Here is a 14245-nt window from a genome sequence, read left to right as displayed (position 1 = left end):
AAAAAGCCTGGCTTTTCAGCCAGGCTCGGAGGGGTTAAATCAAAATCCAGCAAACGGAGAAAGCAATGCAGGTCAACAACCCCGAGTAGTGCATAGTGGAACGATGTTGGAAGAGTTAAATCTAGCCCCATAGAGGTTCTGGGTATTTATAAAGAGCCCAGAGTTGACACTATTAACCCAACCGGTGAGTTCCAAGGCCTTGATCTCAGCCGACGCGGGAAGGCGCAGTTTCAGTCGTTTGAGTAAAGCTTTCGGCGGTACAATTGCGCAGGTACTGGCCGGCGTTCGCAAGTGCAATGTTCCGGTAGTCATTCCACGGATAACCACTATTGAAGTGCAACTGGGCGTAAGGCTGATTCCACGACCGCCCAGCCCAGCCAACCACTTGGTTAAGTGTCTGTCCCAAAGCATTATTACCCATACTACAAACAGCAACGTCATGGCGAGCCCAGGTGTTGATGCTGTAACTACCCGAAAGGGCTGTCCAAGCAGGGAGAACTGTACAAGCAGTCCACCCGAAGGTCCCGTAGGGGCTTGTGCCATTCCGATATGCGGGAGAGAAGACCCAATTCGAATAAAAGCGGTTATTGGTGGTATCATAGACACAGTGAGCCGCGGTGACGATATTGTTGTTACTGATCACCGTCGCCGAGCAGTAGCTTGTTCCGTTTGGAGTGCTGAAAGAAAGCCGCCCCACCCATTTATGGGGATACACCTTCCAGAGAGCGGCTTTATTGTTGACCAAATAGGAGGTGTAGACTTGGGTCGTTCCCGCCTCTAAATCGGCTGGAGTACCCAATGCGCCGGCTTGAAACGTGACATCCATGCCAGCATCTTGCATGGTGCCCTCGAGATTGGAGGTATCGCCATCATCGGCTTCATCAGTTAGTGACTGCAACTCGTCGGTAAAGGACATCTCGGCAGCCCCACCCGGATTAGTCTGCCCCCTACCGGGAGGCGTCATGCCAGGTTGTCCTAACGCCTCGGCGTCAGCTTGAATGGCCTCTATGTCGACATCATTTGAGCCGTAATCCACCGGCATGGGAAAAGGCTTCGCGGCGGCAATCCGCTCAGCCGTCCAGAAGCTTGATGCGGCGCTCTGTTGAGCCGGGCTAGCAGATTTTGTAACGGTCAAGGATCGGTCTTGTGGACCGGCCTGAATACCCACAGATACCGCCGGCAAGACCGCGGCGATGAGTAGATAGTTGATGGTTTTCATCTCATAATCTCCGCATGGATTTAGTAAAGGACCATGCCCCGGCAAGCCGGGGCCTCAAACTCGCGAACCGATCAACGCAGCTGCGGCGTGATAAAGGATCACATGGGGATCAAACCGCCGAGTTTTGCACTCATAACCGGTGTGACCTAGGCATCTCGGATGAACCCATTGAAAGGTTCCGCGCCTAACTCAATGGATTGAATTGTGATTCTCGCACAGATCCCGAAAATGCTTAAACTCCACTTAAACAGCATCAGATCCAGGCGATCCCAAAGATTCGGTTTAAGGTATACAATCGAAACATATAGGCACGTACATCTAGCTGCTCGGTCGGCTGCAAACCAGCTTACTCCCTGCCCTCTGTGCAGGATGTTAGCACTAGCTAGCAAGTTTTCAAGCACAATTTTGTAATTTTCTACTACCCTCCGATCATGGATCACTGAAAACCTTGGAAACCCATACTCATCCTCCAAGCCACAAACCCTCACCCAGTCGTTGAAAGATAGCGGGCATCTAATGAATTAGAATATAATAAAATCACCGGTATCTTATGTTCCTGCGTTAATGCTACTTTTGAAAATGAGTTAAACCATTCGAATGATCATGGCCAAGTGCACCGGGGTCATCCCTATGAAAACCAACTTCTTGATTTTTGCCAGGAGATCCCCTCGGCCTCGGTCATAATTCCGCCCAATACCTAAAGTTATATTGTGGTCAAATGGGTCGAAAAAATTAGGATTTCAATGACCTATCATCGTAGTCGCAACAGGGTAGGTGGAATTACAATCAAATACATCGCAATCAACGGGTGAAATTTGGTAGCGATGCGCTCGATCGCACCAAATCCCATGCCCCCCTACACTCATCAGTTAAACAACTGGTGGGGTGATGTCACGCATGGGATCTCGGGTTAAAACCACAGTTGCGCCTTTTAGACGGGAAATCCTACTATAAGATTTAGCGAATCTCCCCTGGCCCCTTGCCAACGCCAGCCGCCGGTGCGACATCGCCGCCCTCCTGGCTTCCTTCGGCGCGAAGCTTGTCGCCGGCCCATCAACAGCATCAAGAACCCTAGAGATCCACCCATGGCGGAAACCATCGACGAATTGACGGTGAGCTACACGGACGAAGGCATAGAGACCGTCCAGGAACTTGACAAGGCCATCCTCTCCCGGGGGGCCTGGACCACCATCCTCTTCCGCTATCGGGATTGGGACCGGGCCAAGGAGGCTTATGGCCCCGAGAAATACAGCATCCGCCGCTATCAGAAGCGCAACGGGCAATATCAGCAGCAGTCCAAATTCAATATTTCCAGCCGTGCCCAGGCTCAGACCCTGATCACCGCCCTGCAGCAGTGGGTGGACGGGAGCTGAGGTGGGATTTGTGAAGGCTAGTCAGCCTATCTGACCGGAACCTGAAGGCCGCCCTCGGGGGTCCCATCGGGAGTTGGCTCCACGGGTGGCTCCGGCGCCGAAACTACCGCTTCGGGCACGGGTTCCATACCCTGCCCCCCTTCCGGTGCCCCCTCGGCAACTACCTCTCCCGGCGGGCCCGGCTTGGCGCCCCCCTTGGGGTCCAGGGTCAGGCGCCCAGCCTTGTCATCAATGGTAAGGGTATAGCGGCTCAGTACGCTCATGCCCAGGAGACCGCTATTGCCGAGCTTGGCGTCATCAAGAAAGGCGACGCGGATATTTTCGATGCGGCTTTGACCGAGCCAGATGGCGGGTAGGCTGCCGACACGCGCCTGAACTTTACCATTGGCGGTCTGCATCTCACTGGGGCGCAGACCATCGGCGGGGATTCCCAGGGCCCCCAGCAGAGAGGAGGGCAGGACCAGGAAATCCGCCCCCGTATCCACCAACAACTCCCGCGACACCCGCTTACCGCCCTCCCCCTCCAGGGAGACCTGGACCCCGTGCTGGGTCCCCCGACGCGAAGTCTTGAGTTCGATGTGGCCTGTCCCGGTGGCCCCCCCCAGCGGTGACCGGCGGTGAAGGTGGCACATAGGCCATCTTCTCTCCCAGGATGATGACGCGTTCAATCCCCCCCCCTGGGGCCTGCACGATAATGTGATCGAAATCCACCAACAGCTTGCGCAGACGGGGATAAATGTCCTCCGTGCTGGCCCGGCCAACGGCCTCGCCCGTGACCGCCAAGCCGACCACGGTAAAATCATGGGCCGCGGACAGCCGCTCCAACTCAGGGCCGATGGGAATCTTCGTCTGGCCCCAGGCGGGGGCGGATACCAGGAGGATTAACACCAAAATCCCGCGCAGGCTTCCAAGAGTGGACAGGGTCATGCCAGGCAGCGCCTCGGTTTGAAGAGTGAGAGGGATAAGCCCAGTATGGCAAGCCTGAGCGAAATCTCCAAGTCCGCCACCGCCACCCGCGTTTAAAGACCAAGGAACCTGGTCCGCCCAGCCGCAAGTCGTGCCTTATTCGCCCATCGGCCGGGTGAGTCCAATGATGGAGACCAGGGGGCGCCAAGCCCAGAGGGCGTAGTGGTTCAACTCGGGTAGATACATCCCGGAGATTTGACCATCAAGATAGAGGGCGTTGGGGCAATCGAGGCGGTCCCTGAACAAGGTGCCGAAGTCGTGGAAATTGACTTCGCCATCTGAGATCGCAAACACCACCCGCCCCGCGCGATCCACCCCGACGCCATTGCGCACATACCGACTTTCGTAGTCGGGGATGAAGCGTGGATGAAGTTCACCCTTGATGACGAGCATGGGCCCTGACTGGATGGCCAGGAGCACCCGGCCCGCGGGCTGATAGGTATCCGCCATCACCACCTGAGCACCCTGTTCGGTAATATAAAAAACGCCGTTGGGCTTGAGGAAGAAGTTACCCCCTCCCCCACCCCGGTTGAGGGGAGCCAGCGTCTCGCCGTCCTGGATGTAGAGGCCCAGGGGCGTCATTTCCCGCGAATAGATACCGCCGTTTACCGCGAATACCAGTTGTTGCCCCCGCGCCTCCAGGTCCTGGCGCAGGGCGTACAGGCTGGCGTAGGGGGTGCCATCGGGACGCTTCCAGAAGAGGCGCAGGGCCTGCTCCTCGCCTTTTTCCAAACGATAGACGTCGAATTGGGTCTCCCGATGCTCAATGGAGAAGGCGGTGGCCGCCAATACCGGCATCGACATCAACACCCCCATCAGCACTCCCATCCAGCAAGGCAGGAGCCAGCGCCTCCCCCTAGGCTGGGGCGCCGTCCGCTCCCGTCTCATCCGCCTTATCATGGCCCTCATATCCGAATGCTCCCCACCACCTGGCCTGGACTCAGGTGCTCATGCTACTCGCCCACCCCCCATTTGGCATCCAGGCCGCGTTTCAGGCTGAGTTCTCCGGCGCCGGTTCCTTGCGAGCCGCCACCCAGCCCCTTATGCTTGCCACACTACCTAACAGGCCCAAGATCATGTCGACATCACCGGACCTCTACCCCCCGATCGAGCCCTACGCCAGCCAGCGACTGCTGGTTGAGGGCCATGATATCTACCTGGAGGAATGCGGCAACCCCCAAGGCCTGCCCGCCGTTTTCCTGCATGGCGGACCCGGGGCGGGGTGCGATCCGGTCCATCGACGCTTCTTCGATCCAAAACGCTACCGCATCATTCTCTTCGACCAGCGCGGCTCCGGGCGTTCGCGACCCCACGCCGAGTTGGCCAACAACAGCACCTGGCATCTGGTGGCGGACATGGAGCACATTCGCGAGCGCCTGGGCATTGCCTCCTGGCTGGTTTTTGGCGGCTCCTGGGGCTCGACACTCGCGCTGGCCTATGCCGAGACCCACCCCGAGCGGGTCTCGGCCTTGATTGTGCGCGGCGTCTTTCTCTGCCGACCGGAGGAGATCGCCTGGTTCTATCAGGATGGCGCCCGTTGGGTCTTCCCGGACTGGTGGCAGGATTTTCTGGCCCCCATTCCCCCGGAGGAGCGGCAGGATCTCCTCCACGCCTATCACCGGCGCCTGACCGGGGATAACGAGATCGCCCGCCTGGCCGCCGCCAAGGCCTGGTCCCTCTGGGAGGGCCGGACCGCTACCCTGCTGGAAAATCCTCACCTGCAACATCAGTTCGCCGGCGCCCACTTTGCCCTCGCCCTGGCGCGCATCGAGTGCCATTACTTTGTCAACCAGGCCTTCCTGGAGCCGACGCAACTCTTGCGGGATGCCCATCGCCTCGCCGAGATACCCGGCGTCATCGTCCAGGGGCGCTATGACCTCATCTGCCCCATGCGCTCGGCCTGGGAACTCCACCAGGCTTGGCCCGTCGCGGAGCTGGTCGTGGTGCCGGACGCGGGCCATTCGGCCTTCGAGGCCGGCACCCGCGCCGCCCTCGTCGCGGCTACCGACCGCTTTGCCCGGCCCGGAACCCCAGCCGAGCCCCCTCTGGCGCGCCGCGCTGAACCCTGAACCAGGGGCTGACGGTAGCCATGATCGGATTGCTGCAACGGGTGACCGAGGCGCGCGTCGAGGTCGGCAACGTGACGGTGGGGGCCATTGGTCAGGGGCTGCTGGTACTGGTCGGGGTGCAACAAGGGGATGACGCCTGCCGAGCGGAGCGCCTCCTCGAACGCCTGCTGGGCTATCGGGTCTTCCCCGACACCACGGGCCGCATGAACCTGAGCCTGAAGGACCTGGGCGGAGGCCTGCTGCTGATCCCCCAGTTCACCCTGGCGGCGGATACCCGCAAGGGTACCCGCGCCAGCTTCACCGCCGCCGCGCCACCGGAAGAGGGTCGCCGCCTCTTCGATCTGCTCCTGGCGTCGGCCCGCGCTCGCCACGCCCGGGTCGAGTCCGGGCGCTTTGGCGCCGACATGCGGGTGAGCCTGGTCAACGATGGACCCGTGACCTTTTGGCTGGAAACCTGACCGGGCGATTGCGGGCAGCGCCATGCCACCGCCGCGGGGCCCGGCCAGGGCGATGGAACAGCCGGAGGCCGCCCGCCTATGGTTTAATAGGCATCTCTTGACACACCTTCACCGAAAGATATCCCGTGCCAGTACCTCTTTCCAACCGCCGCGCCCTCGTAGAACGCAATACCCTGGAGACCCGCATCCGGGTCAGTGTCGATTTGGATGGGACCGGCCTGTCACGGTTCAAGACCGGCCTGCCCTTCCTGGAGCACATGCTCGACCAGGTGGCGCGCCACGGACTCATCGATCTGGAGATCGAGGCCGAGGGTGACCTGCACATCGACGCCCACCACACGGCCGAGGATATCGGCATCACCCTTGGCCAGGCCCTGGCCCGCGCGGTCGGCGCCAAGCAGGGCATCCGCCGCTACGGCCATGCCTATGTGCCCCTGGACGAGGCGCTCTCCCGGGTGGTGGTGGACCTCTCCGGCCGACCCGGCTTGAGCTACCACGTCCAATTCACCCGCGCCATGATCGGCGCCTTCGACGTGGACCTCTTCCAGGAATTCTTTCAGGGACTCGTCAACCACGCGGCCCTGACCCTGCACATCGACAACCTGCGTGGGCACAATGCCCATCACCAGGCCGAAACCATCTTCAAGGCCTTTGGCCGCGCCCTGCGCATGGCCCTGGAACCGGACCCGCGCATGAGCGGCATCACGCCCTCCACCAAGGGGTCGCTGTGAGGCTCCGCTATCGGCCCCCGCCACGAGGTAACACCCTTTGCTCCTGATCCCCGCCATTGACCTCAAGGATGGGCGCTGTGTGCGTCTGCGCCAGGGCCGCATGGAAGACGAGACCATCTTCTCCGACGACCCCGTCCAGACGGCTGGCCGCTGGGCAGCCGCGGGCGCCCGGCGCCTGCACCTGGTGGACCTCAACGGCGCCTTCGCCGGCGAACCGGTCAACGGCACCGCCATCCGCGCCATCGCCGCCGCCTATCCGGACCTGCCCATCCAGGTCGGCGGCGGTATCCGCGACGAGGCCACCATCGCCGCCTACCTGGAGGCCGGGGTCAGCTACTGCATCATCGGCACTCAGGCGGTCCAGGACCCCGCCTTCGTCGCCCGCGCCTGCCGAGCCTTCCCCGGCCACGTCATCGTCGGCCTGGACGCCCGGGAGGGCCGGATCGCCATCAAGGGCTGGGCCGAGATCACCAATCATCGGGTGGAGGAACTGGCGGGGCGCTTCGCGGGCGACGGCGTCACCGCCATCGTCTATACCGACATTGGCCGCGACGGCATGATGACCGGACCCAACGTGGGCGCCACCCGCGCCCTGGCCGAGGCCATCCGCATCCCGGTCATCGCCTCCGGAGGCATCACCAACCTGGAGGACATTCGCGCCCTCTGCGCCGTGGCCGCCAGCGGGATCGGGGCCGCCATCACCGGCCGGGCCATCTACGAAGGCACCCTGGACTTTGCGGAAGGCCAGCGCCTGGCCGACACCCTAGCGGGCGGCTAAACCCGCCCGTTCGTCACGGGCTTTCCTGAAAACCTCACTGAAAATCCATCGGTATTCGCCATGACAACAGACTGGCTCGACGCCATCAAATGGAACGACCAGGGCCTGGTCCCCGCCATCGCCCAGGAGACCGGCACCGGCAAGATCCTCATGATGGCCTGGATGAACCGCGAGGCCCTGGCGGCGACCCAGGCCAGCGGCCACGCCGTCTATTGGTCACGCTCCCGGGGCAAGCTTTGGCACAAGGGCGAATCCTCCGGCCACGAGCAGCTCCTCAAGGCCCTGCGCCTCGACTGTGACGCCGACGTCATCCTGCTGGAGGTGGAACAGAAGGGGGGTATTGCCTGCCACACCGGCCGCCATAACTGCTTCTACCGCGAGTTACGGGACGGCGCCTGGGCGGAGGTCGAGCCAGTGCTCAAGGACCCCAGCGCCATCTACGGCCATTAGCTCATGAGCGACATCCTCGAACGTCTGGCCCTAGTCCTGGAGGAACGCAAGCAGGCCGAGCCGGACAGCTCCTACGTCGCCCACCTCTACGCCAAGGGCCTGGACGCCATCCTCAAAAAAATCGGCGAGGAGGCCACCGAGACCGTCATGGCGGCCAAGGATGGCGATCCGGTCCGGATCACCGCCGAGGTTGCTGATCTCTGGTTTCACTGCCTGGTACTACTGGCGCAGCAAGGCCTGGGCCCGGACCAGGTTCTGGCGGAACTTGACCGGCGCTTTGGGCTGTCGGGGATAACAGAGAAGGCGTCCCGGACCTAGCCGGGCACCCCTGCCCCATGCGGGGCGATTCAGGTCCGATATTCGGCGTTGATCTTGACGTAATCGTAAGAGAGGTCGCAGGTCAGGACCTGGGTGCTGGCCTGGCCACGGCCCAGAGCGACGCGAATGCCAATCTCGGGACCCGCCATGGCTTCCCGGCCCGCCTGCTCCGTATAGCCAGGATCGCGACCGCCATCGCGGACCACCAGGGTATCGCCGAGCCAGATGCGCACCCGGTCGATGTCGAGCCCCTCCAGACCCGACCGACCCACGGCGGCCAGAATCCTGCCCCAGTTGGGGTCCGAGGCAAAGAGGGCCGTCTTGACCAGGGGCGAATGGGCGATGGTATCGGCGACGCGGCGGGCCTCCCCGCGATCGGCGGCCTCTTCCACCACCAGGGTCACCAGCTTGGTTGCCCCCTCCCCATCGCGGACAATGGCGGTGGCCAGTTCCTGACAGACTTCTCCCACCGCGCCGCATAAGGCCCGATAATCCGGCGAGTCCGCCTCCACCAAGGGGGCATTGCCCAAGGTACCGGTGGCGGCCAGGACGCAGGCATCATTGGTGGAGGTGTCGCCATCGACCGTGATCGCATTGAAGGAGGTCGCCACCGCCTCCGCCAGGCAGGCCTGCAAGAGGGCCCCCTCTACCGCCGCATCAGTCGCCAGAAAGGCCAGCATGGTCGCCATGTCGGGGCGGATCATGCCCGCGCCCTTGGCGATGCCGGTCACCACGGCCGTACCTCCCGCGATTCCGAAGCGGCGCGAGGTCAGCTTAGGCCGGGTATCCGTAGTCATGATGGCGCGCGCGGCCAGGGGCCAGCCCCCTGCATCCAGGCCGGCCAGAGCGGCGGGCAGAGCCGCCGCGAGGCGCGCGACGGGTAGAGGTTCACCGATCACGCCGGTTGAAAAGGGCAGCACGGCCTCGGCGCTACAGCCCGCCAGATCGGCGAGGGCCACGCAACTGGCCTCGGCATCGGCCAGGCCCTGGTGACCCGTGCCCGCATTGGCGTTGCCGGAATTGATGAGCAGATAGCAGGGAGCGGACGCCGCCAGATGGCGGCGCGCCAGGGTCACGGGCGCGGCGCAGAAAGCATTGCGGGTAAAGACCGCGGCGCATTGGGCACCGGGGGCCAATTCCATGAGACAAAGGTCTTTACGGTTCTGGTAGCGAATACCGGCGGCCACCGCCGCCAGTCGCACCCCCGGTACAGCTTCAAAGGGAATCGGCTCGTCGCCCATCACCGCCACCCACCTGGCCCTTGGACCTCAATGTTTCTTACGCCTGGGAACACCGGCGGACCAAACCCCTAGCGGACTAGCGCTGGGGGACGCCAGTTGCCGCCAGTTCAACTCGCCTTGCCGTGGCAGTGTTTGAATTTCCTGCCCGAACCGCAGGGGCAAGGCTCGTTGCGACCGACCTTGCGGTCCTCGCGTACATAGGGTCGCTCATGATCATGCCCACCGGCCGGGGCCCCGGTGGGTTCCTCGGGGGCGGCGAGTCCATGAAATTCCTCGTGCTTGAACTCGAACTCGCGCTCGGGAACCTGGCGCGGTTGCGGGGGAACGGCCCCGCCCTCGGTGGCCAGTTGCAGCCGCGACAGGGTACCCACCACCTCCGACTTGATGCTGTCGAGCATGGCGGAGAACATTTCAAAGGCCTCGCGCTTGTATTCCTGCTTGGGATTCTTCTGGGCATAGCCGCGCAGGTGAATACCCTGGCGCAGATAGTCCATGGCGGCGAGGTGGTCCTTCCACTGGGTATCCAGAGTCTGAATCATGACGGCCTTCTCGACCTGACGCATGACTTCGGGTCCGACCTGCCGTTCCTTGTCGGCGTAGCGCTCCGCCAGGTCATCCAGGACACGCTGGCGCAAGGTCTCCTCGTGCAGGGAATCGTCGCTCTCCAGCCATGGGCGCAGGGGCCAGTCACCACCGACCAGGTCGGCCAGGGCTCTCTCGGCGCCCGGCAGATCCCACTGCTCCTCCAGGCTCTGGGGCGGGATATGGCGATCCAGGAGGGCCCCCAAGACATCGGCCCGCCAGACGGCAATGGTATCGGAGACATCCGGGGCATCCATCAACTCGCGGCGTTGCTGATAGATGACCTTGCGCTGGTCATTGGCGACGTCGTCGAATTCAAGCAGTTGTTTGCGGATGTCGAAGTTGCGGCCCTCGACCTTACGCTGGGCATTCTCGATGGCCTTGGTCACCCAGGGGTGCTCGATGGCCTCGCCCTCCTGCATGCCGAGCTTCTGCATCATGGTCCCAACCTTCTCGGAGGCGAAGATGCGCATCAGGCTATCTTCCAGGGACAGGTAGAAGCGGCTGGACCCTGGATCGCCCTGACGGCCGGACCGGCCCCGCAACTGGTTGTCAATGCGGCGGGATTCGTGGCGCTCGGTACCCACGACATGCAGACCACCCGAGGCGATGACCTGGGCGTGGCGAATCTTCCAGGCCTCCCGGGCCGCCAGGCGCTGGGCCTCGTCCCTGATCTCCTCCAGTTCGGCATCCAGGCTCCCGCCAAGCACGATGTCGGTGCCGCGGCCCGCCATGTTGGTGGCGATGGTCACGGCCCCCGGTCGGCCAGCCTGGGCGATGATGCCCGCCTCGCGCTCGTGCTGCTTGGCGTTCAGGACCTCGTGAGGGATCTTTTCCGCCTTAAGAAGCCCCGAGATGAGCTCGGAGGTCTCGATGGAGGCCGTGCCGACCAGGGCCGGCTGGCCGCTCTTCACGCAGTCGCGAATGTCCTCGATGATGGCCTGGTACTTTTCCTTGGCGGTAAGAAAGACCAAATCGCCACGGTCATCGCGGATCATGGGTTGGTTGGTGGGGATGACCACCACCTCCAGGCCGTAGATCTGCTGGAATTCATAGGCCTCGGTATCCGCCGTGCCGGTCATGCCCGCCAGTTTGGGGTAGAGGCGGAAGAGATTCTGGAAGGTGATGGATGCCAGAGTCTGATTTTCCTGCTGGATGGCCACCCCCTCCTTGGCCTCCACCGCCTGGTGCAGTCCCTCGGACCAGCGCCGTCCCGGCATGGTGCGGCCCGTGAATTCGTCCACGATCACGATCTGGCCGTCACGCACGATATATTCCACATTCCTGTGGAAGAGGACGTGGGCGCGCAGAGCGGCATAGACATGGTGCATGAGGGCGATGTTGGCCGGGTCGTAGAGGCTCTCGCCCTCGCCGAGCAGGCCCATGTCGGACAACATTTCCTCGACATGCTGATGGCCTTCCTCGCTCAGGAAAGCCTGGCGGGCCTTCTCGTCCACCGAGTAGTCGCCGGGACCGAAGTCCGGCTTACCCTCCTCGTTGGTGATGGGGTCCTGGCGGGTCAAGTGCGGGATGATGGCGTCGATTTTTTTGTAGTTATCCGTACTGCCCTCGGATGGGCCCGAGATAATGAGCGGGGTCCGCGCCTCGTCGATGAGGATCGAGTCCACCTCGTCCACGATGGCATAGCAGGGGTCGCGCTGGACTCGCTGCTCGGGCGTAAAGGCCATATTATCGCGCAGGTAATCGAAGCCGAATTCGTTGTTGGTGCCGTAGGTAATATCGGCGGCATAGGCCTCGCGCCGGGTAACGGCACGCAGATACCGGTAACCCGGGCCGCCGGCGGTCGGTTCAAAATCAAAATCCAGGGCATAGGAGGCGGCGTCCGGGCCCAGGCCGCCCGAGGAGTTGATGACGCCGACCGAGAGCCCCAGGAAGGTATAGATACGTCCCATCCAGGCCGCGTCGCGACGGGCCAGATAGTCATTGACCGTGACCACGTGCACGCCCTTGCCGGGCAAGGCATTGAGATAAGCGGCCAGGGTCGCCACCAGGGTCTTACCCTCGCCGGTACGCATCTCGGCGATGCGGCCGTCGTTAAGCACCATGCCGCCGATCATCTGAACATCGAAGTGGCGCATGCCCAGTACCCGCCGTCCGGCCTCGCGCACGACGGCGAAGGACTCGCCCATCAGGGTATCCAGGTGGGCACCCGCCGCCAAACGGTCACGAAACTCATCGGTCTTGGCCCGCAAGGCCTCATCGGAGAGCTTTTCCACCGCCGGCTCCAGGGCGGTAATCTCCGCGACGGTCTTGGACATCTTCTTCACCAGCCGATCATTGCGGCTGCCGAAGACTTTTTTGAGCAGATTAGTGACCATGCGGGGATTGTCCGGAGTGGAAAAAACTGGGGAAATAATACCGCAAGAGCGGTTACGAAGCCGAACCCGATTGCCCTGCGAGCGTATCGCCGGGGCTGGATCGGGTCGGAAAGAGGGTTATGGTCGCCGCCGCGATATACCCAGGGGGCCAATAGTCCTACTTGGGGAGATCAAGGCCCGCCAATCGCAAGGGATTCATAGCCACCCCATCCTTGAGCACCTCGAAATGAAGGTGGGGTCCCGTGGAGCGACCGCTATTGCCCAAGGTCGCGATTACCTGGCCCTTGGTCACCAGATCGCCCACCTCGACCAGCAGCTTCTTGCAGTGGGCATAGCGGGTCACCAGCCCATTGGCGTGGCGAATCTCCACCGTTCGCCCATAGCCACTGGCCGAGTCACCGAAGATGACCATGCCATCCGCGACGGCCAGTATGTCGCTACCCATCTTGCCGGCGTAGTCGATGCCACTGTGGAAGCCGCGGCCGCCATGGATGGGGTCCTTACGCACCCCAAAGTAGGACGATACATAACCAGATCGGACCGGAAGGCCCGTGACCAGACTCTCTTCCCCCAACTCCCGCTCCGTGGTTAACTGGTCGAGCAACCTGAGCTTGCGGCCTCGATCCAACAATTGATCGGACAGGCGGGCCATCTCCAGGGCGAATTCATCGGTGGAGGAGGGCAGAGTCTCATGGGATTCGGGACCACCCTGGGGAGGGGTATACTGAAAGTCGAATTCCTCGGGACTGAGGCCGGCCTTTTCCACCAGTCGTTCGCCAAGGGCGTTGAGACGGAGGATTTCCGCCTGCATCTGACCGAGCTTGAGGCTGAGGGCATCAAGCTCGCCCGAGGATGCCAACTCACTGATCGCGAGATCATCGCCTCGCTTCTTGACCAGGGAGGCCAAAAGCAGGGAACCCTGATCGCCGCGTGCCTCGCTCGCCAAACGGATCTGACCGTACCAAAAGCCGGCGGCACCCGCGCCAGCAACCACTAGGGCAAGGACCAGGACACTGAGCCAAAGCTGCGCCCGGGGCCCAATGCCAACATGACATCGGTGCGAAATGCAGTTTTTCATCCAGTAATTCCGTTGCAAAAAACTCGGTTATCTTACCGGACAACGCCCTCCCCGCCAAGAAAAAATGGTCAAAACCCCCTCCAGGTCATCTGGGTCTTCTAATTATTATTTATAAATCAATTTATTGAAACAACCTCCGAACCTCTTCACGCCATGGCCATCAAACCCCTCCGCCACGCCCTCCGCTGCCTGAGCGACAGCGAGACCCGGGGCGCGCTGCTAGCCCTCATCGACGGGCAGCGCCAATTATTGCAAACCATCCGCGCTCGCCTGGCGCCCCCGCTCGACGCCCATTGCCTTTACGCCACCCTGGAGGAGGGTAAGCTGACCCTGGTCACGGACTCACCGGCCTGGGCCTCGCGACTGCGCTTTCAGGCCCCGGAGTTTACGGCCAATCTGGGCAGCATCCAGGGGGAAATAGCGGCATGCCAGGTGCGCGTCCAGCCCCTGGCGGTTGCCAGGCGCGCTCCGGACGTGGCAAGACCCCGGGCGCGGATATCCCCGGCCACGGCATCCCTGCTCAGGCAGGCGGGGGAGGCGCAGGGTGATACGGAACTGGGGCGGGCGCTGTGCCGGCTGGCACAAGCCGGGGCCGGGGACATTTAACCCGGCGCGGCTAGCTGGCCCAGAGGGGAAGGGAGAG

13 protein-coding genes and 1 pseudogene are annotated in these 14245 nt (G+C 62.4%); 8 read left to right on the top strand and 6 right to left on the bottom strand.

Going from position 1 to position 14245, the window contains the following annotated elements:
- Positions 1-205: 205 nt before the first annotated feature.
- A complete protein-coding gene (locus IPN92_03375; protein MBK8637356.1) occupies positions 206-1219 on the bottom strand; it encodes a trypsin-like serine protease in 1014 nt (337 codons plus the stop codon).
- 1085 nt (positions 1220-2304) lie between these two features.
- Between IPN92_03375 and IPN92_03370 the strand changes: the two genes are divergently transcribed.
- Entirely contained in the window at positions 2305-2592 is a 288-nt protein-coding gene (locus tag IPN92_03370; GenBank protein MBK8637355.1) for a hypothetical protein, read from the top strand.
- Between the two features lie 26 nt (positions 2593-2618).
- Here the strand turns inward: IPN92_03370 and IPN92_03365 are convergent.
- Together IPN92_03365 and IPN92_03360 are read right to left on the bottom strand one after the other, a co-directional pair.
- Positions 2619-3519, bottom strand: a pseudogene (locus tag IPN92_03365) (aspartyl protease family protein).
- 135 nt (positions 3520-3654) lie between these two features.
- A complete protein-coding gene (locus tag IPN92_03360) occupies positions 3655-4374 on the bottom strand; it encodes a phosphodiester glycosidase family protein (GenBank protein ID MBK8637354.1) in 720 nt (239 codons plus the stop codon).
- 260 nt (positions 4375-4634) lie between these two features.
- On the opposite strand from IPN92_03360, the gene pip reads away from it, so the two are divergent.
- The 6 genes from pip (at position 4635) to IPN92_03330 (ending at position 8362) form a co-directional block, all read left to right on the top strand.
- Positions 4635-5627: a prolyl aminopeptidase gene (gene pip, locus IPN92_03355; protein MBK8637353.1), complete on the top strand. Its 993-nt coding sequence runs from the start codon at positions 4635-4637 to the stop codon at positions 5625-5627.
- A gap of 20 nt (positions 5628-5647) precedes the next feature.
- Positions 5648-6085 (top strand): D-tyrosyl-tRNA(Tyr) deacylase, encoded by a 438-nt coding sequence (locus IPN92_03350; protein MBK8637352.1) that lies wholly within the window; start codon positions 5648-5650, stop codon positions 6083-6085.
- A 125-nt stretch (positions 6086-6210) separates the two neighbouring features.
- Complete coding sequence (gene hisB, locus IPN92_03345; GenBank protein MBK8637351.1) at positions 6211-6816, top strand: imidazoleglycerol-phosphate dehydratase HisB; 606 nt, start codon at positions 6211-6213, stop codon at positions 6814-6816.
- 37 nt (positions 6817-6853) lie between these two features.
- Positions 6854-7594, top strand: coding sequence for a 1-(5-phosphoribosyl)-5-[(5-phosphoribosylamino)methylideneamino]imidazole-4-carboxamide isomerase (gene hisA, locus IPN92_03340; GenBank protein ID MBK8637350.1), 741 nt, complete (start codon positions 6854-6856; stop codon positions 7592-7594).
- A 60-nt stretch (positions 7595-7654) separates the two neighbouring features.
- On the top strand, positions 7655-8044 hold the full coding sequence (hisI, locus tag IPN92_03335; GenBank protein MBK8637349.1) for a phosphoribosyl-AMP cyclohydrolase: 390 nt from the start codon (positions 7655-7657) through the stop codon (positions 8042-8044).
- Positions 8045-8047: 3 nt separating this feature from the next.
- Positions 8048-8362 carry a phosphoribosyl-ATP diphosphatase gene (locus IPN92_03330; GenBank protein ID MBK8637348.1) on the top strand — a complete coding sequence of 105 codons (315 nt, stop codon included), beginning with the start codon at positions 8048-8050 and terminating at the stop codon, positions 8360-8362.
- Between the two features lie 29 nt (positions 8363-8391).
- Here IPN92_03330 and argJ read toward each other — a convergent pair whose 3' ends face one another.
- The 3 genes from argJ to IPN92_03315 all read right to left on the bottom strand — a co-directional run bounded on the left by argJ (position 8392) and on the right by IPN92_03315 (position 13602).
- Positions 8392-9603, bottom strand: coding sequence for a bifunctional glutamate N-acetyltransferase/amino-acid acetyltransferase ArgJ (gene argJ / locus IPN92_03325; protein ID MBK8637347.1), 1212 nt, complete (start codon positions 9601-9603; stop codon positions 8392-8394).
- Positions 9604-9710: 107 nt separating this feature from the next.
- Positions 9711-12524 carry a preprotein translocase subunit SecA gene (gene secA, locus IPN92_03320; protein ID MBK8637346.1) on the bottom strand — a complete coding sequence of 938 codons (2814 nt, stop codon included), beginning with the start codon at positions 12522-12524 and terminating at the stop codon, positions 9711-9713.
- Positions 12525-12681: 157 nt separating this feature from the next.
- Positions 12682-13602 carry a M23 family metallopeptidase gene (locus tag IPN92_03315; protein ID MBK8637345.1) on the bottom strand — a complete coding sequence of 307 codons (921 nt, stop codon included), beginning with the start codon at positions 13600-13602 and terminating at the stop codon, positions 12682-12684.
- 153 nt (positions 13603-13755) lie between these two features.
- Between IPN92_03315 and IPN92_03310 the strand changes: the two genes are divergently transcribed.
- Complete coding sequence (locus IPN92_03310; GenBank protein ID MBK8637344.1) at positions 13756-14208, top strand: DUF721 domain-containing protein; 453 nt, start codon at positions 13756-13758, stop codon at positions 14206-14208.
- Positions 14209-14245 lie beyond the last annotated feature (37 nt).

The sequence above is a fragment of the Chromatiaceae bacterium genome (genome assembly GCA_016714645.1).
Classification (GTDB): Bacteria; Pseudomonadota; Gammaproteobacteria; order Chromatiales; family Chromatiaceae; genus M0108.
The sequence above is the reverse complement of the archived record's forward strand: the minus strand, read 5'-3'. Positions and strand labels throughout refer to the sequence as shown.